The sequence below is a fragment of the Corynebacterium sp. UBA4397 genome, from assembly GCF_002390965.1.
Taxonomy (GTDB): Bacteria; Actinomycetota; Actinomycetes; order Mycobacteriales; family Mycobacteriaceae; genus Corynebacterium; species Corynebacterium flavescens.
This window is the reverse complement of the sequence record NZ_DGRD01000049.1, coordinates 14,359-39,203: the sequence shown is the minus strand read 5'-3', so window position 1 is coordinate 39,203 and position 24,845 is coordinate 14,359. Positions and strand designations below refer to the sequence as shown.

General features: G+C 58.5%; 24 protein-coding genes. 7 read left to right on the top strand and 17 right to left on the bottom strand.

Annotation, left to right across the window (positions count from 1 at the left end; genetic code table 11):
* Positions 1-35 precede the first annotated feature (35 nt).
* On the top strand, positions 36-1,145 hold the full coding sequence (locus B2696_RS10290; RefSeq protein WP_286955248.1) for a glycerate kinase: 1,110 nt from the start codon (positions 36-38) through the stop codon (positions 1,143-1,145).
* 78 nt (positions 1,146-1,223) lie between these two features.
* On the opposite strand, the gene B2696_RS10285 is transcribed toward B2696_RS10290, so the two are convergent.
* Positions 1,224-1,625: a hypothetical protein gene (locus B2696_RS10285; protein WP_286955247.1), complete on the bottom strand. Its 402-nt coding sequence runs from the start codon at positions 1,623-1,625 to the stop codon at positions 1,224-1,226.
* A gap of 36 nt (positions 1,626-1,661) precedes the next feature.
* Here B2696_RS10285 and B2696_RS10280 point away from each other — a divergent pair, with 36 nt between their 5' ends.
* Both B2696_RS10280 and B2696_RS10275 read left to right on the top strand, forming a co-directional pair.
* Positions 1,662-2,864, top strand: a complete 1,203-nt coding sequence (locus B2696_RS10280) for an amidohydrolase (RefSeq protein WP_286955246.1) — start codon at positions 1,662-1,664, stop codon at positions 2,862-2,864.
* 127 nt (positions 2,865-2,991) lie between these two features.
* Positions 2,992-5,379, top strand: coding sequence for a glycogen/starch/alpha-glucan phosphorylase (locus B2696_RS10275; protein ID WP_286955245.1), 2,388 nt, complete (start codon positions 2,992-2,994; stop codon positions 5,377-5,379).
* Between the two features lie 95 nt (positions 5,380-5,474).
* Here B2696_RS10275 and pyk read toward each other — a convergent pair whose 3' ends face one another.
* From pyk to hisD, 14 genes are all read right to left on the bottom strand, one after another.
* On the bottom strand, positions 5,475-6,905 hold the full coding sequence (gene pyk, locus B2696_RS10270; RefSeq protein ID WP_075731199.1) for a pyruvate kinase: 1,431 nt from the start codon (positions 6,903-6,905) through the stop codon (positions 5,475-5,477).
* Between the two features lie 187 nt (positions 6,906-7,092).
* Entirely contained in the window at positions 7,093-8,073 is a 981-nt protein-coding gene (gene lgt / locus B2696_RS10265) for a prolipoprotein diacylglyceryl transferase (RefSeq protein ID WP_075730074.1), read from the bottom strand.
* A 118-nt stretch (positions 8,074-8,191) separates the two neighbouring features.
* Entirely contained in the window at positions 8,192-9,022 is an 831-nt protein-coding gene (locus tag B2696_RS10260) for an indole-3-glycerol phosphate synthase TrpC (RefSeq protein ID WP_286955244.1), read from the bottom strand.
* Between the two features lie 130 nt (positions 9,023-9,152).
* A complete protein-coding gene (locus B2696_RS10255) occupies positions 9,153-9,842 on the bottom strand; it encodes a TIGR02234 family membrane protein (RefSeq protein ID WP_286955243.1) in 690 nt (229 codons plus the stop codon).
* Positions 9,835-10,218: a phosphoribosyl-AMP cyclohydrolase gene (gene hisI, locus B2696_RS10250; RefSeq protein ID WP_286955242.1), complete on the bottom strand. Its 384-nt coding sequence runs from the start codon at positions 10,216-10,218 to the stop codon at positions 9,835-9,837. The genes B2696_RS10255 and hisI overlap by 8 nt, the downstream gene beginning before the upstream one ends.
* A 77-nt stretch (positions 10,219-10,295) precedes the next feature.
* Positions 10,296-11,072, bottom strand: coding sequence for an imidazole glycerol phosphate synthase subunit HisF (gene hisF / locus B2696_RS10245; RefSeq protein ID WP_075730078.1), 777 nt, complete (start codon positions 11,070-11,072; stop codon positions 10,296-10,298).
* Positions 11,073-11,180: 108 nt separating this feature from the next.
* A complete protein-coding gene (locus B2696_RS10240) occupies positions 11,181-11,954 on the bottom strand; it encodes an inositol monophosphatase family protein (RefSeq protein ID WP_286955241.1) in 774 nt (257 codons plus the stop codon).
* Between the two features lie 3 nt (positions 11,955-11,957).
* The gene (gene priA, locus B2696_RS10235) at positions 11,958-12,737 is read right to left on the bottom strand and encodes a bifunctional 1-(5-phosphoribosyl)-5-((5-phosphoribosylamino)methylideneamino)imidazole-4-carboxamide isomerase/phosphoribosylanthranilate isomerase PriA (RefSeq protein ID WP_276621714.1); all 780 of its coding nucleotides are present in this window, start codon (positions 12,735-12,737) and stop codon (positions 11,958-11,960) included.
* 14 nt (positions 12,738-12,751) lie between these two features.
* On the bottom strand, positions 12,752-13,390 hold the full coding sequence (hisH, locus tag B2696_RS10230) for an imidazole glycerol phosphate synthase subunit HisH (RefSeq protein ID WP_075730081.1): 639 nt from the start codon (positions 13,388-13,390) through the stop codon (positions 12,752-12,754).
* A 3-nt stretch (positions 13,391-13,393) separates the two neighbouring features.
* Positions 13,394-14,584 (bottom strand): MFS transporter, encoded by a 1,191-nt coding sequence (locus B2696_RS10225; RefSeq protein WP_286955275.1) that lies wholly within the window; start codon positions 14,582-14,584, stop codon positions 13,394-13,396.
* 65 nt (positions 14,585-14,649) lie between these two features.
* Positions 14,650-14,817: a hypothetical protein gene (locus tag B2696_RS10220; RefSeq protein WP_170216827.1), complete on the bottom strand. Its 168-nt coding sequence runs from the start codon at positions 14,815-14,817 to the stop codon at positions 14,650-14,652.
* A 3-nt stretch (positions 14,818-14,820) separates the two neighbouring features.
* Positions 14,821-15,423, bottom strand: coding sequence for an imidazoleglycerol-phosphate dehydratase HisB (hisB, locus tag B2696_RS10215; RefSeq protein WP_276621716.1), 603 nt, complete (start codon positions 15,421-15,423; stop codon positions 14,821-14,823).
* An 11-nt stretch (positions 15,424-15,434) separates the two neighbouring features.
* Positions 15,435-16,538, bottom strand: coding sequence for a histidinol-phosphate transaminase (locus B2696_RS10210; protein ID WP_075730083.1), 1,104 nt, complete (start codon positions 16,536-16,538; stop codon positions 15,435-15,437).
* Positions 16,539-17,852, bottom strand: coding sequence for a histidinol dehydrogenase (gene hisD, locus B2696_RS10205; protein WP_276621717.1), 1,314 nt, complete (start codon positions 17,850-17,852; stop codon positions 16,539-16,541).
* A gap of 209 nt (positions 17,853-18,061) precedes the next feature.
* Here hisD and B2696_RS10200 point away from each other — a divergent pair, with 209 nt between their 5' ends.
* Entirely contained in the window at positions 18,062-18,991 is a 930-nt protein-coding gene (locus B2696_RS10200; protein WP_286955240.1) for a YbjN domain-containing protein, read from the top strand.
* Between the two features lie 3 nt (positions 18,992-18,994).
* On the opposite strand, the gene B2696_RS10195 is transcribed toward B2696_RS10200, so the two are convergent.
* Positions 18,995-19,513, bottom strand: a complete 519-nt coding sequence (locus B2696_RS10195; RefSeq protein ID WP_276621719.1) for a hypothetical protein — start codon at positions 19,511-19,513, stop codon at positions 18,995-18,997.
* A complete protein-coding gene (locus tag B2696_RS10190; RefSeq protein ID WP_286955239.1) occupies positions 19,500-20,174 on the bottom strand; it encodes a hypothetical protein in 675 nt (224 codons plus the stop codon). Before B2696_RS10190 ends, B2696_RS10195 begins: the two co-directional genes overlap by 14 nt.
* 241 nt (positions 20,175-20,415) lie before the next feature.
* On the opposite strand from B2696_RS10190, the gene B2696_RS10185 reads away from it, so the two are divergent.
* From B2696_RS10185 to B2696_RS10175, 3 genes are read left to right on the top strand one after another with little or no spacing between them, the layout of a single operon-like run.
* On the top strand, positions 20,416-20,937 hold the full coding sequence (locus tag B2696_RS10185; protein ID WP_075730088.1) for a TetR family transcriptional regulator: 522 nt from the start codon (positions 20,416-20,418) through the stop codon (positions 20,935-20,937).
* A 49-nt stretch (positions 20,938-20,986) separates the two neighbouring features.
* Positions 20,987-23,194 carry a glycogen debranching protein GlgX gene (gene glgX / locus B2696_RS10180; protein WP_276621723.1) on the top strand — a complete coding sequence of 736 codons (2,208 nt, stop codon included), beginning with the start codon at positions 20,987-20,989 and terminating at the stop codon, positions 23,192-23,194.
* A gap of 21 nt (positions 23,195-23,215) precedes the next feature.
* The gene (locus B2696_RS10175; protein WP_286955238.1) at positions 23,216-24,598 is read left to right on the top strand and encodes an exonuclease domain-containing protein; all 1,383 of its coding nucleotides are present in this window, start codon (positions 23,216-23,218) and stop codon (positions 24,596-24,598) included.
* Positions 24,599-24,845: the final 247 nt, after the last annotated feature.

The window sequence follows — 24,845 nt, the reverse complement described above, 5'->3', positions numbered from 1 at the left end:
GTAGCTAGCGCGAGTGGCTCTCTATAATCACGGGCATGCTCATCATCGTCGCCCCCGACTCTTTCAAAGGAACTGCCACCGCCGTCGAGGCGGCTGAAGGAATTGCCTCCGGCATCAGGTCTGTACTCCCCGAGGCCACAGTTGTTAGCCTCCCCATGGCCGATGGCGGTGAAGGCACTGCCGCTGCCCTAGCCAACGCTGCAGCTCTCGACGGAGCTCTAGTCCACACCATCACGCTGCCAACTACCGACGCCGTGGGGCGTCTCATCGAGGCCAGCTACTATCTCGCGGGCACCACCGCTTTTATCGACGTCGCCGCTGCCACCGGCCTGCCCGCCGTGGCGGACAGTCTCAACCCAACCCAAGCCGACTCCTATGGCACAGGCGTCCTCATCGCCGACGCACAGTCGCGCGGCGCGCAGCACATCGTCCTCGGCTTAGGAGGCAGCGCCAGCGTCGACGGAGGCATGGGCATCCTTTCCGCACTCGGCGCCTATGGCCACGACTTACGAGGTTACGCCTTACCCAAAGGCGGAGCCGCGAACGTGCGCTTGGCCACTATCGATACAGCGCAGCTCAACATCAAGGCCGGCGCTCTTGATTACACCCTCTTAGCCGATACGCACGCTATTCCGCTCGAGGCCGCCACGATGTACGCACCCCAGAAAGGCGCGGACCGCCAGGAAGTCGCACTTCTGGCCGGCGCACTTTTGCACTTGTGCGAAGTCACGGGAGTGGATAAGAACAGTGAGTTCTACGGGGCCGCCGGTGGAACCCCCATCGCCCTATCGTGGCTTTCTGCAACCCTCTGGGGCAACGGCGGGCATTTTTCCGTCTCCTCCGGTGGCACGTATGTGGCCGAGGCCTTAGGCCTGCCCGAGAGAATTTCCGGCGCGGATCTCGTTGTCACCGGTGAGGGGCGCTTCGACGAGCAATCCACAACCGGAAAGGTTGTCGGCACCATCGCCCAGCTGTGCGCTACCAGCACTCCCCCCACCCCCCTGGGTATCGTTGCCGGTGACATCGCCGCCGATGTACCCCCCGAGACTTTCGGCGTCGAGCTAGAAAGCTCTGGCTCGATGCCGGATCGCCTCTTTAATGCTGGCCAAGAAGTTGCTCGCGCCTACCAGGCCCGCTCCCTATAGTTTTCACTGTAGGTTTCCTGTAGGTTTCCCCGTAGGTTTTAGGCCTTTAAGCGCTGCGAGCGCCTGCGTTTTTGGTGTCTACTCTGGTTTGATGTTGATGGACCAGGGGAAGATCGCCGGCAGTTCGTGAGCAACCTCGTCCTCCAATAGAACGTGGTCCTTGGGCAGTACAGCGTGCGGGGTCAGCAGCCTGGAGAGCACCATGGCCAGCTGATTGACCGAGCCCGTTACGCCGTCGACGGCGATGTCATAGCGATAGACATGTGCGCCGTCGAGGTCACGCTCTTCGTGTTCGTCACGGTAAGTCTGGCGCAGTTGCTCTTCGAGCCCCGTTGGAAACGCATCCACATTAACGCGGGTAACGTCAGCGCTGTGGAGCGATCCCTTGCTCACCAGTTCACTTGTTGCGGCACTGAAGATTTCTGAGACCCGATCCGCCTGCGGATCGGGGACCAATACATCAAATTGAATAGTCGGCATGTAGGCGACCCTACCCAAATGAAAAGGATTAAGGCTATGTCACTTTCCCCACATCTCTCCGCAGTCTTCGGGCCCGGCGCGCCCGACCTGTCTTGGCAAGAAGATTTCTACCAAGACCTGCATATGCACCCGGAGCTCTCCCACACCGAGGAACGCACCGCGGCCAAGATTCTTGAGCGGCTTTCCCTCATGGACGCTGAGATCGTGGACGGCATCGGCGGCTTCGGCATAGTCGCTATCTTCCGCAATGGGCCGGGACCCACGGTCCTTTTCCGCGCCGACTTCGACGGCCTCCCCGTGGCCGAGGAGACCCACGTTTCCTATGCCGCGACCAACGGGAATATGCACGCCTGTGGCCACGATATGCACACCACCGCGTTGCTGGGGGCGTGCGCGCTTCTCGACGAAGGGCGCGAGCACTGGACCGGAACCTTCCTGGCGCTTTTCCAGCCGGCGGAGGAATCATCGATGGGCGCCAAGTTTATGCTTGCCGACGAACTGATTGCTCGGGTTCCTGCCCCCGACCTGTGTCTGGGCCAACACATTATGCCCGGCCCAGCCGGCCAAGTGTGCAGCAAGCCGGGACCCATCATGGCCGGCTGCGACTCCCTGCGCATCCGAGTTTTCGGTAAGTCCGCTCACGCATCAATGCCGCATAACTCCATCGATCCCACTTATATCGCTGCGATGATTGTCATTCGCTTGCAGGCTATCGTCGGCCGCGAGGTCGCGCCGCAAGAGTTCTTCGTCATCTCCGTAGGCGAGATCCACTCCGGCGACAAGAACAACATCATCCCCGAAACCGCTGAACTCGTGCTCAACACGCGTTTCTACGACCCAGCCCTGGCAGAACGAGTCTATGCCTCCCTAGAGCGAATGGTGAAAGCGGAATGCGCGGCTTCGGGAAGCCCGGCAGAACCCACCTTTGAGTACTTCGCCCACGGCGAAGTCACCGATAACGACCCAGCGGCCGATGTCGCCATTCGCGAGGTCTTCGACGCCACCTTTGGCGCAGAATCGGTCGATGCCGAACCCTCCACCGCCTCGGAGGACTTCTGCTACCTGCCACAGGCATGGAACGTGCCCTATTACTTCTGGTTCATCGGCTCCACTCCCGCTGAGCAACTCGATGACCCTCCGGTCAACCACCAGCCGACTTTCCTGCCTGACTACAAGCCAACCGTTGCGGCGTCTACGAAGGCAGCTGCTGCCGCGGTGCTAACTTATCTGTCCCGCTAGGACGCAGGCGCGAGCTTGGTAGGGCTCGTGCGGGCCTGCGGGGACTGGCCAATGCGGATAAACTGGCGGAGTCTCGCAAAGCACATCTCTCGCTACTCGCCCACCCTGCCAGACAGAAGGTACATCGATGAGTAAACCACAGCATTCCGCATTCGAATCCGCAGTTCCCGCACACGTGCGCGCAGCGGCAGGAGTCAGTCCGCAGCGCGCCACTGACCTGAAGTTTTGGTCCGGTATTTCCGCGGGAGTCATCGACCATATTGCAGATAACTGGGAAGCCACGCGCGCTACCTACGCCGCCACGCGCCAGCAGCACTATTTTTCCGCCGAGTTTCTCCAAGGCCGCGCCCTACTCAACAACTTAACCAACTTGGACCTCGTGGAAGATGCCAAAGTTGCCGCCGCCGCGGCCGGGCACGAGCTGAGTGATGTCCTCGATGCCGAGCATGACGCAGCGCTGGGAAATGGCGGCCTCGGGCGCCTTGCCGCCTGCTTCCTTGACTCCGCCGTGACCCAAGATTTTCCTGTCACCGGCTATGGTCTTCTTTATCGCTACGGCCTCTTCCGCCAAACATTTGAGAACGGCTTCCAAAAGGAAGAGCCGGATTCTTGGATGGAAAATGGCTATTCCTTCGTCATCCGCAGAGCCTCCGAGCAACGCCGCGTCCACTTCGATGACATAGATGTCCGCGCCATCCCCTATGACATGCCTATCACCGGCTATGGCACCGACAACGTAGGCACGCTGCGGCTGTGGAAGTCCGAGCCCATCAACGAATTCGACTACGACGCCTTCAATTCCCAGCGCTTTACTGATGCCATTGTCGAACGCGAGCGCGTTATGGACATCTGCCGCGTCCTCTACCCCAATGACACCACCTACGAGGGAAAAGTCCTGCGAGTACGCCAACAGTACTTCTTCGTCTCGGCTTCCCTACAAGCCATGGTGGACAACTACATCGCCCAACACGGCGGAGACTTGAGCGGCTTTGCCCGTTATAACAGCATTCAGCTCAATGACACGCACCCCGTGCTCGCCATTCCAGAGTTGATGCGCATCCTGCTCGACCACCACGCCATGAACTGGGATGACGCCTGGAAAGTCGTCACCGAAACCTTTGCATATACCAACCACACGGTCTTGGCCGAGGCGCTGGAGTCTTGGGAGATCTCCATTTTCCAGAAACTGTTCTGGCGCATCTGGGAACTCATTGAGGAAATTGATCGCCGCTTCCGTATCGACATGGCAGAACGCGGCCTCGACCAAGCTCGGATCGACTACATGGCGCCTGTCTCCGGTGGCCAGGTGCACATGGCCTGGATCGCCTGTTATGCCGCCTTTTCCATCAACGGTGTCGCCGCCATCCACACTGAGATCATCAAGGCTGAGACGCTGAAGGACTGGTACCAGCTGTGGCCGGAGAAGTTCAATAATAAGACCAATGGCGTCACTCCACGCCGCTGGTTGAGGATGTGCAACCCGCGTCTTTCCGCACTACTCACCAAGCTGAGCGGATCGAATGACTGGGTTACTCACCTTTCACAGCTCAAGGAGCTGCGTCACTTCGGTGAGGATTCTGCGGTGCTCACAGAGCTCATGGATATCAAGGCCGCAAACAAGCGTGACTTTGTGCAATGGATTAAGCAGCACCAGGGCGCTGAGGTCGATCCAGATTCAATCTTCGACGTCCAGATCAAGCGCCTGCACGAATACAAGCGCCAGCTCATGAACGCGCTCTACATCCTGGACCTCTACTTCCGCATCAAGGAAGACGGCGAGGACGTACCCAAGCGCACCTTCATCTTTGGCGCAAAGGCCGCACCCGGATACGTTCGTGCTAAGGAGATCATCAAGTTCATCAACTCGGTGGCAGACCTGGTCAACAATGATCCTGATACCAACGGCATCATCCGCGTCATCTTTGTTGAGAACTACAACGTTTCCCCCGCGGAGCACATCATTCCCGCCGCCGACGTCTCCGAGCAGATTTCGTTGGCAGGCAAAGAAGCCTCGGGAACCTCCAACATGAAGTTCATGATGAACGGTGCTCTCACGCTAGGTACGCTCGACGGCGCCAACATTGAGATTGTGGAGGCCGCAGGAGAAGAAAACGCCTATATCTTTGGCGCGAGGAATGAGGAGATCCCCACCCTGCGCGAGACATACGATCCAGGCAAGCTCGTGGCAGAGGTGCCTGGGCTCTCTCGCGTCCTAGATGCTTTGACCGATGGGACGCTCGGGGATGAAACCCGCGGGCTCTTCGGTGACCTCCGCTCCTCCTTGGTCGATGGCTATGGTGTTTACGCCCAGGACACCTGGTACGTCCTCGGCGATTTTGCCTCCTACCGCCAAACGCGTGACCAGATGGCACAGGACTACGTTGACCGCCCTGAGCACTGGGCCAAGATGTGCTGGGCCAATATCTGCGAATCGGGCCGCTTCTCGGCAGACCGAACCATCGCCGACTATGCCAACGAAGTCTGGAAGATTAAGCCAACTCGCCTCCAGCGTTAAATAAAAAGAAAGAGCCGCGGCAGTGCCGTGGCTCTTTTTAGATCCTTTGCGTCTATGACCTGCCTGGCGAGTACCGCTAGGCAGGTCATAAGAACTTAAGCGTTGTTTGCGCGCTTCTTGTTCTCACCGAGCAGGTGGCACTGGATCATGTTGGTGTTGCCGGAGATTCCTGGAGGCGTACCAGCAACAACAACCACGAGATCATCTTCCTCGTAGGCGTCCATCTCGAGCAATGCCTCGTCGATGGCCTCCATCATCTCATCGGTGCTCTTAACCTTGGGGCTTAAGAAGGTTTGTGCACCCCAGGTCAAAGCGAGCTGCGAGCGTACCTCTTGGTTCGGGGTAAATACCAGCAGCGGCAGAGTGGAGTGCAAACGCGCCACTCGCTTTGCGGTATCACCAGAGGTGGTGAAGGCAACGATGGCTTTGGCGTTGAGCCGCTCTGCGATGTCGCGTGCGGAGTAGGAGATAACTCCTCGCTTGGTGCGCGGCACGTGCTTGAGCGGGGGCACGGTTCCATCGGCCTCGGCGCTTTGTACGATGCGGCTCATCGTGCGAACGACGTTTTGGGGATCGATACCCACGGAAGTCTCGCCGGAGAGCATGACTGCATCTGCGCCGTCGAGGACGGCGTTAGCTACGTCAGAGGCTTCAGCGCGGGTCGGGCGCAGGTTACTAATCATCGAATCAAGCATCTGGGTAGCCACGATGACGGGCTTGGCGTTCTCGCGAGCGATCTGGATGGCGCGCTTCTGGAACAGCGGAACCTGCTCAAGCGGAACCTCGACGCCCAAGTCACCGCGGGCAATCATGATGGCATCGAAAGCAAGAACGATGGACTCTAGTGCATCGACTGCCTCTGGCTTCTCGAGCTTAGCGATGACTGGGAGGCGGCGGCCTTCCTCGTCCATGATGGCGTGGACCAAGTCCACGTCGGCAGGCGAGCGTACGAAGGACAGCGCGATGAAATCGACGCCCAAGCGAAGCGCAAAGCGCAAGTCCTTGATGTCCTTCTCAGACAGGGCCGGCACCGAGATGTCCATGCCTGGCAGGGAGACACCCTTGTGATCCGATACTGGACCACCCTCAACTACTTCGCAGACAACGTCATTGCCTTCTACCGAAGTACAGACAATGGCAACCTTGCCGTCATCAATAAGGAGGCGATCGCCGGGGCGGGCATCCTTGGCCAGGCCCTTGTAGGTTGTGGAAACGCGGTCGTGGGTGCCATCGATATCATCGACCGTGATGCGAACGATCTCGCCGTTCTTCCACTGCTCTTCACCGTTGATAAAGGTGCCGAGACGAATCTTCGGTCCTTGCAGGTCGGCCAATATGCCGACCGCGCGCCCGGTTTTGTCGGTCGCGTTGCGGACCCAGTGGTAGTTCTTCTCATGATCTTCGGGAACGCCGTGAGACATGTTGAGTCGGGCGACGTCCATGCCGTCTTGGACAAGACGCAGAATTGCATCCTCGCTAGCTACGGCTGGGCCGAGCGTACAGACGATTTTTGTTCTTCTATCCAGCATTGAAAGGCCTCTTCGTCGGGGAACTTTTGACGCCTCCCAAAGTACCCGCGTTAGTAATTCCCGGCCACTGCCAAGCCCTTTCTCTATTGTCTTTGAGGCTAACTCTCAGCGACCAAAAGCAAAAATAGAACGGACATTTTCCGGATATGACCGGGCATAACTGGAAATCGCGGGCGCGTCTTACTCAGCGATCTTTTCCGCTGTGTGATTCATCCGACTCTGCTGTTTGCTTCGCCACAGAGCCTCCTTGTCCCCCGCCGATAGTGAGCGAATCTCCGTCTTCTTTCTCTTGCTTCGCTGCAAAGAAACGCGGATCAACTTCCTGGGCGCTCTCCTGCCCTTTGCCAAGGCGGAAGAAAACGATAACCGCAATGACAAAGAGAATCACCGACATCACGACGTTAATGCGCAGGCCGAATATGTGCGTCGCCTCGTCACTGCGCATGTTTTCCACGAAGAAACGGCCCAAGGTATAGGAGGCAACGTATAAGGCGAATACCCGCCCGTGACCAAGCTTCCATGCCTTTTGTGCCCAGATGAGGAACAGGCAGACGGCCACGTTCCACACCAACTCATAGAGGAAGGTGGGGTGCACGCTCGCTATGACCTCACCCGTTGAACGCCCTGACACGGGCGCAAAGGCCCCCGAAGCATCAACGCGATAGTAAATGTCGAGCGCCCAGGGGACGGTAGTCTCTCGCCCATAGAGCTCTTGATTAAACCAGTTTCCCAGCCGCCCTATGGCCTGCGCGAGGATCAGCCCAGGAGCAACGGCGTCAGCGAAAGGAGCCATTGGCACTTTCTTGACCTTAAACATCACCCAAATGGCGAGGACCCCCAAAGCGACCGCACCCCAGATGCCTAGGCCGCCATTGGTGATCTTTAGGACATCCACGGGATTGCAATCCGCGCAGAAGTACTTATCGTAATCGGTTGCCACATGATAGACGCGCCCGCCAATGATTCCAGCAGGGATAATGACGATAACGGCGTCCCATACCGTATCAGGGTTGCCCCCACGCTCGGTATAGCGCCGATACGTCAGCCACATGGCCACCACTATGCCCAGAATGATGCAAAGTGCGTAGGCGCGAATGGGTAGAGGACCAAGATGCCACACCCCTTGGGGCGGCGACGGGATATTGGCAAGAATCTGAGTGTGCACGACAACTAGTGTGCACTACCCTGCAGGAGAATACCGAATTTACCCCCCCTCATCTCCCCAGCGAACGGGCTGGGCTGGAGAAGGCACAGAAACCGCCTGTAAAAGAGCAGCTGAGCAATCAGGAACGTTTGCGCGAAGGACACGCGGGGTGTTGGCCCGCGGCAACCAGTGAGCGTGCCAACGCCACGGGGTCCTTGGCCGTCATGACGGCCTCACCCACGAGAACGGCATCTGCGCCATGCGAGGCATAGGACAAAACATTACGGGGGACGTTTACTCCGCCAATTGCGATGCGCAGCATGGACTCCGGAAGGCCCGGCACAATCTCGGAGAAAGCAAACCTGTCTATCGCATCCGAAGTCAAAGACCACGCGTTAACGGCGACGACACTGCCTCCTGCTTTGATGACCCGATCTACTTCCGCACAATTGCGGACCTCCAGAATCGCCGTCATCCCTAGCGATTCGATACGGTCCAGCAAAGCCTCTAAACGCACCTGCTCAAGTAGCTCCACCTGAAGGGGGATGGCATCCGCGCCGTAGCAACGCGCCTCGTGGATCTGATAGGGATCAACAATGATGTCGCGGGACATCATGGGGATTTCTATGGCGGCGCGCGCGGCACGCATGTCTTCCAAAGAACCATGAAAGCGGCGGCGATCAGTCTGGCATGCCATCATATGAACGCCCGCGGCTTCCAGGCTTTGTGCCAACTGCGCCACCGAATCCGGTGAGCTCAACTGGGTTATCTCCCCGGCATAAGGCACCGCGCGTTTTAACTCCGTGACCACAGAACAGCCATTGCGCATCAGAGCGGCGAAAGCATCGCGCGGCGGTTCCAGATCCCGCGAGCGGGCCTTGACTTCTTGGAAAGAAACCTGCGCTTCCCGCGCAGCGACATCTTCAAGCACACCTGCCACAAGGTGATCGACTGCAATTGGAGTGGGCATCAGCACCTCCCTTCGAGGGGCGATAAAGATCACATTTAGGCTAGCGTGATCATGCCGCTAGAAGGAAATCTCCGCTCCGGGCACCTGCCCCCCGCTAGGGGGTGGAAAGCACCCCGCGGGAGGTTAGATGCTATTCAGCTTTGTCTCGTCGCTCGTGCTGAGTGGGACTCTCCCCCGCGCCGTCTGCAGAGGAAGAAGAAACATCCGTCGGGTCGATGTCGGCGTCGAGAGCCTCCCACATGACCCGCCCGGAATCAGCTGAAGTCTCCAGCTCCTCCGCCAACTTCGCCTGCCGGCTAGCTGGGGTCTCATATTTACTCGAGCGCGGCTTATCCGCACCTGGGCGCATGATAAGAAGTACGGCTCCAAAAAGAGCCAATGCAGCCGCGATGACTGCTAGGATCGGCCCCAGCTTGCTCACTTCCACGGAGGTGACCATGGCCCACTCGGAGATATGTGCGGTGTCGACGGCCGTCTTGTTGGCGGCTGCGCCTTGCAGCACGCGCTGTGCCTTGGCTGGGTCGGGGCCATAGGTCAGCAGACTGACCGGACTCCACGCGGCTGCGGCTGCAGCAAGGGCGCAGATGCCTGCCACGACTCGGCGCGCGATTCGCCGCAGTGCAATTCCTGCCACGGCTCCAGCGAGCAAGACCAAGGTGAGAGCCATGAGCTCAATGGACCATGAGGATCCGAGGATAGCGCTTTCGACCGTTCCAGATTTATCGTCCTGGCTTAACGCCAGAACCCACGTGGAGCGGGAGGAAAACCACAGCAAGATGGAGCCAAGGGCGATAAGAAGCGGGCCTACGCGCCTACCCATTGAACTCTTCCCCCATCAGATCCTTCGCATCGAAACAGGTGCGGTCACCGGTGTGGCACGCCCCGCCCTTTTGACGCACTTTCAGCAAGATGGTGTCCCCGTCGCAGTCAAGGCGAACATCGAGCACCTTCTGGGTATGGCCGGAAGTTTCGCCCTTGATCCAGTAGGCACGGCGCGACCGAGAAAAGTAGGTTCCCTTTTTCGAGGCAAGAGTATAGGCCAAGGCGTGATCATCCATCCACGCCATCATGAGCACCTCTCCCTCCTCTGACTGCACGATTGCAGGTACCAGGCCAGCATCGTTGCGCTTGAGAAGGGCTGCGATATCTTCGCTGAGCTCGTAGTCTGCCGGGTTGGCAGAGGGGCTATCTTTCATTGCTGTCCTCGTCACTTTCAATCACTGTTTCCCAAGAATCCGCAGCGCGCTAATACGCTGCCTAGCTTTTGGCCTAACTATCGCCGAACTTCGTGTCCAGCCCGTGCCAGTTCATCCTTAACCTCGGAGATTGCTACATCTCCAAAGTGGAAAATGGAGGCTGCCAGCACTGCGTCGGCCCCGGCGGCCACTGCGGGTGGGAAGTCTGCTGCTTTGCCTGCACCGCCCGAGGCAATGACCGGCACATCAACCGCTGCACGTACGGCCTCGATGAGTTCGATATCGAAGCCTTCCCGAGTGCCATCACCGTCCATGGAGTTAAGGAGTATCTCCCCCACTCCTAGTTCCGCGCCGCGGGCAGCCCACGCCACAGCGTCAAGCCCTGCCGAGCGGGTGCCACCATGGGTGGTGACCTCAAACCCAGAAGGATGGTCCTCATTTGGCTCCGCCACACGCCGGGCGTCGACGGAGAGCACGATGCACTGCGAACCAAAAACGTCCGCCAATTCCCGTAGGAGCTCAGGGCGCGCTATCGCCGATGAGTTTACTGAGACCTTGTCCGCGCCGGCGCGCAGGAGCTCACGAACATCCTCGACGGAGCGAATGCCGCCACCAACTGTCAGGGGGATGAATACCTGATCGGCGGTTCGGCGTACCACCTCGAGCATGGTGCCGCGTCCGTCTTTGGAAGCGGATACATCGAGGAACGTGAGCTCGTCTGCACCGAGGGCGTCGTAACGCGCGGCAAGCTCTACGGGATCTCCGGCGTCACGCAGGTTCTCGAAGTTAATTCCCTTGACTACCCTTCCGTTATCGACGTCGAGGCAGGGAATGACCCTCACTGCTAATGCCATCGCGGACTCCTTTTTAAAAAATAGATGTACTGCAAATATAGAAAAGCCTAAGACTCAGTATCCTCACCTCGCACGCGGCTTCTGCTGTGCAGGGCTCAAGCAGATTGTTTAAGGAGAATGCTGCGAAATAACGTCGAGGATGGTCTCATGGGTTCTTGGCGTGCCAGCCACGAAACTCGTGGAATAGGCATTCCACTCTTCACCACTTGCGTCCGTGACTACCCCGCCTGCGGCTTTGACAAGCAAGGCCCCTGCGGCATTGTCCCATGCGTGAGGGGAAAAGTTCACGGTGCCATCGAATACGCCCTGTGCCACGAAGGCATTATCCAGTCCAACGGAGCCTGTCATGCGCGGGCGCAAGCCGGTGACACGCAGACCATGAAAAATCTCCGTGGCGAGATAAGAAGAGCACCCCACAAAGCCGTGGCCCGAGGTGGTTGATCCTGGCGCGGCCTGGCCCACCACATCAGACGGGTGTGCCCCACCGAAACTCCGAAAGGTTCCACCTTCAGCAGCAACGAGGCGGCGGCGCAAGAGTGGAAAGTCCGCCACCGCAGCAACAGGTCGTGCCTCGTGCACCAGCGATACTAGAATCCCGCACAGCGGGCTTCCCGCTGAGTAGTTAGCCGTGCCATCGATTGGGTCCACGACCCAGATGGTATCGCTCAAAGTACCGCCGGACTCCTCCCCATAGACGCCTATTCCAGTCAACTGGGTCAACGTCGCCCGCAGTTCTTTCTCAATGCGCAAGTCAACTTCGGTGGCGAAGTCCGTCTCACCCTTGAATACCGCGGGCGGTGCGCCCAGCCCAGCGACGAACAAGTCCGCCACATGATCCACGGCAGACTCCGCCAACGCCACTAGCTCCCGTGGATCAGTCATGAGTTAGAGCTCCTCGAGATCGATGGGTTCCTCAGCAGGCAGGGGCTCGACCTCAGCCACTGCCGTCAGCGCCTCTCCGAGAGTAAAGCGCGATTCATAAAGAGCTTTGCCGATTATGGCGGAATCAATTCCCTGGTTCTGATAGAGCGCGAGCTCGCGTACGTCATCCAAAGTGGAGATTCCGCCCGAGGCCGTCACACTTGCCTGCGTGGCCATGGCGACCTCGCGCAGCAGTTCAACATTCGGCCCCGTCAGCGTTCCATCTTTAGATACATCCGTGACGACAAAGCGCTGGCAACCGGCTGAATCCAGCCTTTCGAGGACCTCCCACAGGTCACCGCCATCAGACACCCAGCCATTACCACGGGTGCGCCACTGACCATCGATGTTGCGCACAGCGAGATCGACCGCGATCTTATCGCCGTACTCCCCCAAGACCCGCGCAATCCAGTCTGGCTTTTCGAGCGCGGCGGTGCCGATATTGACTCGGCGCGCGCCCGTTCCGAGAGCGCGGAGAAGCGACTCATCATCCCTGATGCCGCCGGTCAGTTCGACATCGATGTGAAGTTTCTTGGTAATTTCCGCCATCAACTCATGGTTGGATCCGCGGTTAAAAGCCGCATCGAGGTCGACGAAGTGGAGCCACTGCGCCCCGTCCGCCTGCCACTTCAGTGCAGCCTCAAGAGGGGCTCCGTAGGATTTCTCGGTTCCAGCCTCGCCCTGATCTAGGCGCACGGCGTGGCCATCGACGACGTCGACAGCCGGCAACAAAGTAAAGGTCATGGGTCACATCCTACCTAGAGGGTCTTCATCCAGTTTTCCAGCAGGGTAGCTCCCGCATCCCCCGACTTCTCAGGGTGGAACTGTGTAGCCCAGAGCGCACCGTTTTCTACGGCTGCCACGAACCTATCTCCACCGTGCTCCGCCCAGGTAACCAGCGGCGGAATGGTTATATCCGTCACCAGATCCCAGCTGCGTGCACCATAAGAGTGCACAAAGTAAAAGCGCTCCTGCTCACTTAGCCCGGCGAACATCTCGCTGCCCATTGGCACATCAACGGTGTTCCACCCCATGTGAGGAAGGATGTCTGCGTGCAGGCGCTCAATGCGCCCAGGCCACTCACCACAGCCCGCAGTTTCTACCCCATGCTCATTGCCCTCCTCAAAAAGCACCTGCATTCCCACGCAGATGCCCATCACAGGGCGCCCACCTGCGAGGCGCTGCCCAATGATGCGCGGTCCTTGCGCCGCCCGCAGACCCGCCATGCACGAGGCGAAGGCTCCGACACCGGGAACCAGCAGTCCATCCGCGTTGACCGCCACATGCGGATCCGAGGTCACGGCCACGTCCGCGCCTACGCGTTCCAATGCTCTTTGGGCCGAACGCAAGTTTCCGGCACCGTAGTCCAATAACGCAACCGTCTTCTTCGAAGTCATGGGCTATACCTTACGCATCCTTCTGAGTCTTGTTTTAATGTCATCGACTTCACTCACGCGGGAACGCCCGAGCATGAAGTCTGCGCAGCTCATCGCCACACCGAGCAGCAAAATAACTGCCCCAACGCCGAAGGCCCCGCTATAGGTCACAGCCACGACCATGGCGCCCAAGACGGTGGATCCGATTCCGGTTCCCGAATCGAAGAACACATTCCAGATGGCCGAAGCCTCTGAGACACGCTCGCGCGGGAGCCTTTCAAACATAGAGAGCAGAGCTTCGTTTTGGGCTATCCCGAAAGCGCCGCCGAAAATAACTACGCCTAGGACTATCCACCACACCGACCACTGTTGGTGCAGGACCAATGCTATGAGGGACACTGCAGCGAAGGCCGCTATCTGGGCTGGGATATACAGACGCCCGGCCATGCCGACCCGATCCGCAAATACCCCCGCGAGGTAGCGGCATACTAAGCTGGCCGCCCCCACGAGCGAGAGCAGGATTCCGCCCAAAGTCGCACCCGTGCGGGGATCGATCTCCCGCAGAGCTGGCGAGAGAAAGGCAGAGATGGCTCCGTAGCTAATGGATACAGTGGTCAGTGCCAAGGCGGGTACGGCGACCAGTTTCCACGTAGGCACCTGCGGGAGCGCTGTCACGCCAGGCTGCACTCGCTGTGCCTTAATGCGTGGAAGGCGAATACACATTGCCACGGCCAAAAGCCCTATTGCAGCGGCTGCAATATAGACGCTGGAATAGCCCCACCAATCAGACATGGCCAAACCGAGCGGCAAGAATAGAGTCTGCGCAAGCCCCACGAACACGCCTATCATGCCGGTTGCCTTTCCTCGCAAGCCAACGGGGGCAAGCTCTGCCACGAGTGCAGACTGCGCGACAGTTAGCGCGCCGAAGCCAATCCCGCGCAGCGCAGAAAAAGTCAGGGTCACCCAGGCTTCTTCGCCCAAAAGGTGCCCGAAGGCAGGCACCCCTAGCATGAACGACGCCGCCATCATGACTGGCCTATACCCGAAAGAACGCAGCATGCGCGGGGTCAAGAACTGAGTGATGACTGTTGCCGCCATGAACACCCCAGTGGTCCCGCCTGCAAGAGAGGCGCTACCCCCCGCGTCAAGGACAGCGAGAGGAACGACAGGAAGGAGGATTGACCATGCGCCAAAGGCCGCCGCGATAGCTACCATTGTTTCCGTATAGCCAGGAACTTTCCAGACGTTGGGGGCGTTGTGGGTCACCGCGTTATGTCCTCCTACCAGTTCATTTTTCCTACCATCCACACCAGCGCCGCCGCCAAGCTAACAACAGCTAGCAGGCCGGCCACGATGCTGAAGAACCGCGATCCAGCCTGGTAGGCGGAATAGGTTCCCCCTACCAGTAGTCCTGCAAGCAAAAACAGGATCAGGATCATGACATTCATAAATTACAACGCACCCTTGGTAGAGGGAATTCCTGTGACGCGGGGGTCCGATTCGCTAGCTTGGCGCAGCGCACGGGCAATGGCCTTGTACTCCGCCTCAGTAATATGGTGCGGATCGCGCCCATAACGCACGTTGAGGTGCAGCGTTACCTCAGAATGCGCAGCGAAGGTCTCGAAGAAGTGACGGTTGATGACGGTTGCGTAGTGCCCGCCTATAACCTGCCACTGCATGTTCTCCGGCTCCCCATTCATGACAAAATAAGGCCGCCCGGAGATGTCAACGACTGCCTCCACCAGGGTTTCATCCATGGGCAAAAGCTGCGATCCGAAACGACGGATCCCGGCCTTATCCTGCAGAGCTTCCAAAAAAGCACGGCCGAGGACAATTGCCGTGTCCTCCACTGTGTGGTGGGCATCGATCTCCGTGTCTCCCTCTGCACTCACCCGCAGATCGAAAGAGCCGTGGGTGGCAAAGGCTGTGAGCATGTGATTGAAAAAAGGCAGGCCGGTAGAGATTTCGGACTTTCCGGTGCCGTCAAGATTGATCTCGACTTCGATGCGAGACTCGCTCGTCACTCGCTGCGAGGTTGCAATGCGGTTGCTCATGTGCGCTCCTTCTATGGCTTTACTAGTACTGTAGCCGCCAGCTTTTCGGCGGCATTAAGGAAGGCATCGTTTTCTTGGGGAAGCCCAATGGTGGCACGCAGATAACCCGTGACGCCCACATCCCTGATGAGCACCTCGTTGTCTAGGAAGGCCTCCCATGCGGAATGCTGATCCTTGAACTTGCCAAAGAATACGAAGTTAGATTCACTCGGCACGACCTCGAAGCCGATCTTGTTCAACTTGGCGACGACTCGGTCTCGCTCTGCGGCGAGTTTAGCCACCGTTGCGAGCGTATCCTCACTGTGGCGCAGCGCAACCCGCGCCGCAGCTTGGGAGAGCACGGAAAGGTGATAAGGCAGGCGCACGAGCATTACGGCTTCAACGAAGGCGGGATCTGCCACGAAGTAGCCCAAGCGTCCACCGGCAAAATCAAAGGCCTTGGACATCGTCCGCGAAACCACCAGCTTGGTGGGGTACTTCTCCAGCAGAGTTGTCGCCGAAGGAGAGGGTGAGAACTCCGCATATGCTTCATCGACGATGACGATTCCAGGCGCAGCCTGCACGAGCTTTTCGACGTCCTCCAAAGGGGTTACATCCCCAGTTGGGTTATTCGGGGTCGTAATAAAAACAATGTTGGGCTCGTGGCGTGCCACGGCAGACAGAGCTGCCTCTATATCGATGCGGAAGTCCGCGCCACGCGGGCACTCAATGAAACGAGTTTGGGTGCCTGCGGCGAGGATGGGGTGCATGGAATAGGAAGGCGTAAATCCTAGGACACTTCTGCCTGGGCCGCCGAAAGCCTGCAGAAGTTGCTGGAGAACCTCGTTGGAGCCGTTGGCTGCCCACACCTGTTCGCGGCTGACCACCACGCCGGTCTGACGCGAAACATACTCCGCCAGCGCCTCGCGCAGCTCTACCGCGTCTCGCTCTGGATAGCGGTTGAGCTGCGGTGCAAGCTCGCGCACCTCGTTGACGAGATCATCGATAAGCGCTTGCGAGGGCGGGTAAGGGTTCTCGTTGGTGTTGAGCTGGTAGGCCACGTGCAATTGCGGCGCCCCATAGGCAGATTCACCGCGCAATTCCTCGCGCAAAGGTAGATCGTTGATGGATACCATTTACTTCTCCTCTTCGAACCGGGCGCGGATGGATTCTCCGTGTGCAGGCAACTGTTCTGCATTGGCAAAGGCGATAACCTTATCAGCGATTTCGCCCAAGGCGGCGCGGTCGTAGTCAATGATATTGACCGGGCGCAAGAACGTGTGGGTGGAAAGACCTGCGGAAAAGCGCGCCGTCCCGGAGGTAGGCAGCACGTGATTTGAGCCCGCAGAGTAGTCCCCCAGAGGCACGGGTGAGAATTCACCCACGAAGATTGCTCCCGCGTGGGTGATCTTTTCGGCATCAGCCCGCGCCTGTGCAGTCTGGATCTCCAAGTGCTCAGCCGCATAAGCATTGGCGACGGCGATGCCAGCCTCCATGTCATCGACCAAGACGATGCCAGACTGCTGGCCACGCAGGGCCTGCGCGGCGCGCTCCGCATTTAGCGTGGCGGTATAGCGTGCCTCGACCTCTAGGCGTACCTGCTCTGCCAACTCTGGCGAATCCGTAATGAGCACGCTTGCGGCCATAGGATCGTGCTCTGCTTGGGAAATAAGATCATAAGCCACGTATATTGGGTCGGCCGTCTTATCCGCAAGAATGGCGATCTCCGTGGGTCCTGCCTCTGCATCTGTGCCCACGATTCCGCGAACGAGGCGCTTGGCGGCAGTTACAAAGATGTTGCCGGGACCAGTGATGATGTCCACCGGTTCAAGAGCGGCGGAATCGTCTCCATAGGCCAACAGCGCGATTGCCTGTGCGCCGCCTACTGCCCACACCTCATCGACGCCGAGGATGTAGCAGGTAGCCAGCACCGTTGGGTGAGGCAATCCGCCGAACTCTTTCTGCGGTGGCGAAGCCACGACCAGGCTAGTAACGCCGGCTTCTTGCGCTGGCACGGTATTCATAATTACCGAGGAAGGATAAACAGCCTTGCCCCCAGGAACATAGAGACCGACCCTGTCTATGGGCAAGAATACTTCCGTGACCTGCGCACCCGGTGCCAACTCGGTGGTGTGGCGCGCGGGCTTCTGCTCAGCGTGTACCTTGCGCACGCGGGCGATGGATTCCTCAATTGCCTCGCGCACCGCCGGATCCAGCTCGGCCGCAGCCTTTTCCAGTGCTTCTGGGCTGACCTTCAATTGGGCGGGCCGTACACCATCAAATTGCTCACCGTAGTCGAGGGCCGCCGCTGCCCCCTCCTCGCGTACATGATGAACCATCGGTGCAACCTTGTCCAAGACTGAAGCGACATCGGTGCCACCGCGTGGCAAAACGCGGCGCAGCTGCGATGTACTGAGTTCTTTCCCTCGAAGGTCGATGGTCTGAAGCATTCGGGCTCCTTAGTGACAGTGACAAATGTTTAGGCTCTTCCACTGCCCTTTGCCGCAGGCGTGGAGAGAATCCGTGCAATCTATAACATGACCAATATACCGATATGAATTTCACAGCGCGGGGCAGGGGCATGCCTATAGACTCGGCACCACGCAAGAATAGCGCTTTTCCCTGCTAAGTTGAAGCAAACTGGGAAGGATGTGACGCGATGCAAGGGTTTAATCCGGAGGCCGGCGAGCATGCTGCCGACGCGGGCCTCATTAGCCGCGTCTACGAGTGCGCTAGGCGCGCCGAGCTAGAGTGCATTCGCGTGAAATCACGGGAGTTGTTGTTTCCCCATCCGCACCAGGGGGAGACACGTCTGAGCATGGATACCCGCGGGGATCCCCTTCTTCGCTTCTTCACTCGGCATACGGGTCACCTCCAGTTTGGGGATGTCTCCCGCCTTGCGCAGTTTGTCAACGCGTGGAACCATGACTGTCTCTCGCCGACGCTCATCCTCGATTACGGCTCCCCCGAGTCGGTACAGCTGTGGGGTCATACTTTCTTCCTTGTGGAGGACGCACCCACCACTCAGCAGATAGAAGCCGCCCTCCTGCCGGCTATTTTCAATGCCCAGTCTTATCTAGAGGCTCTTTTTGAGGCCTTCCCAGAAATCGCCCGCGTGCCCGCCCCTGCCTCACCGGAGGAGGGGGAAGAACCAGGCGAGCACCCCAGCGCCGTAGACCTCGACCGTCTGATGGAAGCCCTGCCGGCGCTGGGAATATCTCGGTTTCACATCGCCAGTGAGCAGGCAATCTACGCTTGGATCAACGACATCCTTTTCGCCTTTGCCTTAGACAATGGTCCCAGCCTGCTTATCAAGGGCCATTGGGATCCTAATATCGAGGAGAAGGAGTTCCTGCGGGTCTTTCTCATCTGCAACGACTGGAACCGCGGCAATTACTCGGCTTCTGCGTTTTGTCATATTAACGCCGATGGCCTTCAAGTCCGTCTGGACTACGCAGCCATCACTTCTGGGGGTCTGACCGATTCCGAGCTCCGGCTAACGCTCGGCCGCGCCCTGCGGGCCATTCTGCATGGCGTCGATGACATCGCGCGCAATACGGTGGGGTCATCTCCCGTGAAGTGGCCTTAAAACCTATCTAGGCGCTACTTCTTCAGTTTCCTTGTTTATAAACAGTGCAGACCAGTAGCTAAACATCGCCAAAAATGGCGCCACGACCCACGCCACTCCGGGACTAAACGTAGGGACGAAATGCACGACTTCTCCGGGATCCGCAGGCGCATGGGTAGCTGTGACTCCGCCTAGTACATAGAAAGCGGCGGTGGCAGCGAGCGCCACTACTCCCAGCCAGTAAATCATCGCAGCGCTGTGCAGACGCGGAGCCCTGACATAGGTGACTAACGCCAAGACCATGGCCATCGCACCAGTGATGAGCGTGAAGGTAATAAAGGAGGTGAACTCAACGTTGTCCACCGTGTCCAGCACGTATCCGCCGCCTTTGGCTGCGTGACCAGTCAGTTCCGGGCGCAGCAGACCCCACACTGCGCCGACGGCAGAAAATGCACACAGCGACAGCGCCAGCACACCCGCACAGTAGCCAATGCTGCGGGAAATACGCGGTAGTTTCCAGCCCAAAGGACTAGTACTCGCCACAGAAAGTCCAGTTTCCATCCTCACGCTTAAAGCGCATGGTGGAGCTATCAACGCCGTTATTGGTGTTGACGTTGATGGTGGCCGAGGCATCGTCCCCGTTGACAAGGACATCATTGACGGAGTCAACCCCCGTGGCATTCCAATCGAAGCCCTCGAGGCCGGAGGTGTCTTGTCCCTCAGCAGCCATACCGGACTTCAGGGAATCCATAGGCACGTCGGGGACTTGGTTGTAATCCATGTTGGCTAGCTCGCCGTTATTGGCATTGCGTACAGCCTGGCAAGCATGGTCAGGCATGTACTGGAAAAACTGGCGCAAGGTAGTTGTCTCATAGAGACCGCGAACGAGACCGTTGATTGCGTCAACGTCCGCTTGAGAAGCAGCCTGGCCGCCTTCCACTGGCTTGACCACGGGGACATTTCCCAGCGGGGTTTCGCCATTAGCCAACGCCTGCGCATCTTCCGAGACAGCGCCGGCAGGCGCCTGTTCGGAAGATGAAGCCTGCTCCGAGGAGGGAGCTGCGCTTGACGAAGTCGCGCCCGCCTTCCCCGAAGAAGCCGCAGCGCTACTGCCCGTAGAATCCTCCGCTGCATCATCGCTGGAGCCGCAGGCACTCAGCGCGAGCGGCACGATCATTGCCAAAGACAGGACAGTCTTTTTCACTGGGCTCTTCAAGGTCAACGCTCACTCCTGAGGGAAAAATAACGGACAAACAACACAACAGCCTGCTTGCTGCCTAAAAATCTAACTTGGACATACTAACAAGTGTTCAATAATGATGCGCTGAGCGTTATCTCATAACTACCTGTGAGGACTACCTTTCTTAGGTTGCCCTCGTGACCCGCCTTCCTGGAATACTAATATCCACACGGGCCATCAAAGCCGATCGCTACAATGGCTAAGCGTGCAACTTAAACGGGATTTAATCATCGAGACGGCCCTCGAATTGCTGCAGGCCTACGGTCTGGCAGATGTCACCATGCGCCGTGTGGCGACCACACTTTCCGTCGCACCCGGTGCCTTGTACTGGCACATAAAGAACAAGCAGGATCTGATAGCCGCCATGGCCAGCCGGATCATTGAACCGCTGAATGGCTCCACAACTGAGGATCTTGCTCTCAACTTGCGCAGCGTGCTTCTTTCCCATCGCGATGGTGCTGAGGTAACCATCGCAGGGCTCTCCTTGCCAGGCTCGAAGGCCTGGGAGCAGTTGGTCGAGCGCTTCATCGCCTCAATCGACGACGACTCCGAAGCAGCGCGCGTGGCCGCCCTATCCATCATTCACTTGGTGCTCGGCGCCACGCTGATGGAGCAATCTAGGGCGCAACTTCAGGAGACCATAGGTACGCCTCAACCTGACTACGACGGCGAATCCGATATCAGGAGCGCGACAGCCATCATCCTCAGCGGGCTTTCTCAGAGCTAAACCCCCGTCGCCCGCCCCAATGTCCACTGCAAGGATTAAGATCTTGGCCATGACAACTTCCCCAACACCGAGTCGCGCCGCCGACTCCTCCCCTAATCAGCGGCGCCAGGTCTGGCCGGGTGAGGCCTATCCACTAGGTTCCAGTTTCGACGGATCTGGAACAAACTTCGCACTATTCTCCGACGTTGCGGAAAAGGTTGAGCTCTGCCTCATCGACCACAACGGTGAAGAAGAACGCATCGAGCTCACTGAAGTCCATGCCCACGTCTGGCACTGTTACCTTCCCAATGTCACCTCGGGCCAGCGCTATGGCTTCAGAGTCTACGGGCCTTATGATCCCGAGCAAGGCTTTCGCTGCGATCCCTCAAAGCTCCTCGTAGACCCCTATGCCAAGGCCTATGACGGCGAGTTTGACGGGGATTCCTCTCTATACTCCTATGACATTCACTCCCCGGAACTTGGCGCAGGGCGCAACCAAGAGGACTCGCTCGGCCACACCATGCTTTCCGTGGTCATCAACCCCTTCTTTGATTGGCGCGGGGATCGCCGCCCCCTCACCCCGCACAGTGAGACCGTGATCTATGAAACGCACGTCAAGGGAATGACCATGCGTCACCCGGACGTTCCTGAGCAACTGCGCGGAACGTATGCGGGCATGGCTCACCCCGCCATCATTGATTACTTCACAGACCTGGGGATTACCACGGTGGAGCTGATGCCGGTTCATCAATTTCTCCAGGATGATCGCCTCCGCACGCTCGGGCTGCGCAATTACTGGGGCTATAACACCTTCGGCTTTTTCGCACCTCACCTCGACTATGCCTACGCCCAACAGCCCGGCGAAGCGGTCTCCGAGTTCAAAACTATGGTTCGCGCCTTTCACGAGGCTGGCATAGAGGTCATCCTCGATGTTGTCTATAACCACACGGCTGAGGGCAACCACTTAGGCCCCACCATCGCCTTCCGTGGCATTGATAACAGCGCTTACTATCGCCTCGTCGAAGATAATAAAGCGCACTACATGGACTACACGGGAACGGGCAACTCCCTCAACGTGCGGCATCCTCATTCGCTCCAGCTCATCATGGATTCTCTGCGCTATTGGGTCACGGAGATGCACGTGGACGGCTTCCGTTTCGATCTTGCCTCGACTTTGGCGCGGGAGTTGGATGACGTCGACAAGCTCGCAACCTTCTTTGATCTGGTCCAGCAGGACCCCGTGGTCAGCCAGGTCAAGCTCATCGCCGAGCCCTGGGATGTGGGCCACAATGGTTATCAAGTAGGAAACTTCCCTCCGATCTGGAGCGAGTGGAATGGAAAGTTCCGTGACACGGTGCGTGATTTCTGGCGCGGCGAACCTGCCACGCTGGGCGAGTTTGCCTCCCGCATCACTGGATCCTCTGACCTCTACGGCAATAACGATCGCCGCCCCACTGCCTCCATCAACTTCATTACAGCGCACGATGGATTCACCCTGCGTGACCTAGTGACCTATAACGAGAAGCACAATGACGCCAACGGTGAGGACAACCGTGACGGGGAATCCTTCAACCGCTCGTGGAACCATGGCGTGGAGGGCCCCACCAATGATGAAGATGTAAAGAAACTGCGCCGTCGGCAGATGCGTAACTTCCTCACCACGCTGCTGCTTTCGCAGGGAACTCCGATGATTTCCCACGGGGATGAGATGGGCCGTACTCAAAGCGGAAATAACAACGCCTATTGCCAAGACAATGAACTGGCATGGATGGACTGGTCCCTTCTCAAAGAGGAAAAGTTCGCCGCCGTACACGGCTTTTGCAAGCGCCTTATCTCCATTCGGCGCAACCACCCTGCCTTCCGTCGTGAGCGTTTCCTGGCTGGCGGCCCTCTTGGCTCTGATGTCCAAGACCGCGATATTGCCTGGCTCGTACCATCGGGGCGGCTCATGACTCAGGATGACTGGGATCATGATTTCGGCCGCTCTCTCATGGTCTATCTCAACGGCAGCGCCATCCGCGAAAAAACCGCACGGGGTGAAGACATCGATGATGATTCCTTCATCATGATCTTCAATGCGCACGACGGGGATATTGAGTTCACCCTGCCACAACGAGATCTGGGGGCCAAGTGGGAGCTCATCGTCGACACTGCGGATTCAGGGGGCTACCCTGCGGAAGATACGATCATTGATGCGCAGGGTACGATCACAGTCCAGCCACGTTCGACGCTTCTTTTGAGGCAGGTCGAACCCCCAGTATTCGATTCCGCCTCCTAAACCCTAGAAAGGTAACTTCACGTGTCGATCACCGCCCACGGAGCCTCCATAGACGTCACCTCCGAAGCGATCGTGCTCCACCACACGCTTCTGGCGTCTTCCCTCGGGAAGGAGGCCACCGTGTCTATCCCATTGGATAAAGTGAGCGACACTGAAGTGGTCGAGCCCACCGCAACCGGTTTCGGCTCCCTGACGCTAGTGGGCCCCGGAATCCGCATTCTCTTCGCGCCCCACCAGCAACCAGAAGATTTGGCGCGAGCCATCGATGCCGCTAAACGGGGAGATGCCCCCTCCACCATCGCAGAGTCTTCCCCCGGCATTCCGGCGCTCGATTTCACTGCGGTTGACGTTGAGACCGCCAATGACAACTGGGGATCTATCTGCCAGATCGGTGCGGTGCGTTTCCGCGATGGCAAGGAGACGCAGTCCCGCAGCTGGCTGTGCACCCCACCTCCAGGCCTCGAGAGCTTCGCCGACGTGAATATATCTATTCACGGAATCACGGCCTCGGATGTGGCAGACGCCCCTGCCTTCGCACAGGTAGCATCCGAGCTCTTCGATTTTTTGGGCAGCGATATTTTGGTGGCTCACAACGCCCAGTTTGATTCCACGGCACTGCGCACCGGGCTGCTTTATGCTCAGGCGCCCGTGCCGGAAGTGCCACTCGCCTGCTCGTTGGCCCTGTCTCGCGAGGCCTCGCGCGCGGGAATCATTGAGGTTGTAAATCACCGCCTGCCCACGGTGGCGAAAGCCATAGGCGCCGGCGATTTTCGCCATCATGATGCCGCGGAAGATGCCCGCGCAGCAGGGCTCATCGTCGTTGGACTTGCCTCTCGGTGGAACTATAGCGGCGATCTCTCCCACTTGTTTAGCACCCACGGCTTTGCTCTCGGCACCATGAGCCAGGACTCAGTCATCCCGGTGCTGCGTTCCGATACCGCGCCGACCTCCCCTGCAGACCTCGGCGCAGGAACAGACTTTCGGGATGTATCGCGTCCAGGTGGCACAGCCTCCAAGCCACGAGGTGAAGGCCAAGGCCAAGGCAAGGAATCCTCCCGCAAGGGGCCCGCTCCATGGCAATCGGTGGCAACGCCCACCACCATCCCAGAACCCAACAGCGACGCTGATCCTCAAGGAGCACTCTACGGCCAGCACGTCACCCTAACCGGGGATTTTGAGCCTTTTGACAAGGGGCTTTTGTGGTCTGGTATCGCGCAGCGCGGTGGCCAGGTGGGAAAGAACGTCACCAAGAAAACAACCATATTGGTGCTCGGTCAATGGGCCACGAAGACGTCGAAAGAAAAGCGAGCGGAAGAGCTCATCGCGAAGGGTCAAGACATTGCCCTGTGGCCGGCGAGCAAGCTCATATCAGAGCTCAGCCTTGACGAGGAACCTCCCTTCTAGGAAGTTTCGCGGCCTGGAACCGCCACGTGGATGCTGGAGTCTAAATCAGACAAGAGTTCAACACCTTGTTTGATACGGACTGAAAAGAGCTTAATCCTCATGCCCCTAGCCCTTGCTCGTGAAAAAGGCCTCGTAACACCTGTTCCCGCACCACAAGAGTCGCCGCGTGGCCCTCACCTTGCAGCCGATGCGGAGTCCACAATCGCCGGTTTGGTACCCGCCTTGTACGAACGGGAGCGTGTTGAGT

Coding starts and splice junctions, on each gene's coding strand:
- hisD (WP_276621717.1), bottom strand. CDS start 17,852: ATGCTTCAGACCATCGACCTTCGAGGGAAAGAACTCAGTACATCGCAG.
- B2696_RS10210 (WP_075730083.1), bottom strand. CDS start 16,538: ATGGTATCCATCAACGATCTACCTTTGCGCGAGGAATTGCGCGGTGAA.
- priA (WP_276621714.1), bottom strand. CDS start 12,737: ATGACCTTTACTTTGTTGCCGGCTGTCGACGTCGTCGATGGCCACGCC.
- B2696_RS10285 (WP_286955247.1), bottom strand. CDS start 1,625: ATGCCGACTATTCAATTTGATGTATTGGTCCCCGATCCGCAGGCGGAT.
- B2696_RS10275 (WP_286955245.1), top strand. CDS start 2,992: ATGAGTAAACCACAGCATTCCGCATTCGAATCCGCAGTTCCCGCACAC.
- B2696_RS10290 (WP_286955248.1), top strand. CDS start 36: ATGCTCATCATCGTCGCCCCCGACTCTTTCAAAGGAACTGCCACCGCC.
- B2696_RS10225 (WP_286955275.1), bottom strand. CDS start 14,584: ATGGTAGCTATCGCGGCGGCCTTTGGCGCATGGTCAATCCTCCTTCCT.
- B2696_RS10200 (WP_286955240.1), top strand. CDS start 18,062: ATGCAAGGGTTTAATCCGGAGGCCGGCGAGCATGCTGCCGACGCGGGC.
- hisH (WP_075730081.1), bottom strand. CDS start 13,390: ATGACTTCGAAGAAGACGGTTGCGTTATTGGACTACGGTGCCGGAAAC.
- B2696_RS10260 (WP_286955244.1), bottom strand. CDS start 9,022: ATGCCCACTCCAATTGCAGTCGATCACCTTGTGGCAGGTGTGCTTGAA.
- B2696_RS10220 (WP_170216827.1), bottom strand. CDS start 14,817: ATGAATGTCATGATCCTGATCCTGTTTTTGCTTGCAGGACTACTGGTA.
- B2696_RS10240 (WP_286955241.1), bottom strand. CDS start 11,954: ATGACTGATCCACGGGAGCTAGTGGCGTTGGCGGAGTCTGCCGTGGAT.
- hisI (WP_286955242.1), bottom strand. CDS start 10,218: ATGAAAGATAGCCCCTCTGCCAACCCGGCAGACTACGAGCTCAGCGAA.
- B2696_RS10255 (WP_286955243.1), bottom strand. CDS start 9,842: ATGGGTAGGCGCGTAGGCCCGCTTCTTATCGCCCTTGGCTCCATCTTG.
- hisF (WP_075730078.1), bottom strand. CDS start 11,072: ATGGCATTAGCAGTGAGGGTCATTCCCTGCCTCGACGTCGATAACGGA.
- hisB (WP_276621716.1), bottom strand. CDS start 15,423: ATGAGCAACCGCATTGCAACCTCGCAGCGAGTGACGAGCGAGTCTCGC.
- glgX (WP_276621723.1), top strand. CDS start 20,987: ATGACAACTTCCCCAACACCGAGTCGCGCCGCCGACTCCTCCCCTAAT.
- B2696_RS10280 (WP_286955246.1), top strand. CDS start 1,662: ATGTCACTTTCCCCACATCTCTCCGCAGTCTTCGGGCCCGGCGCGCCC.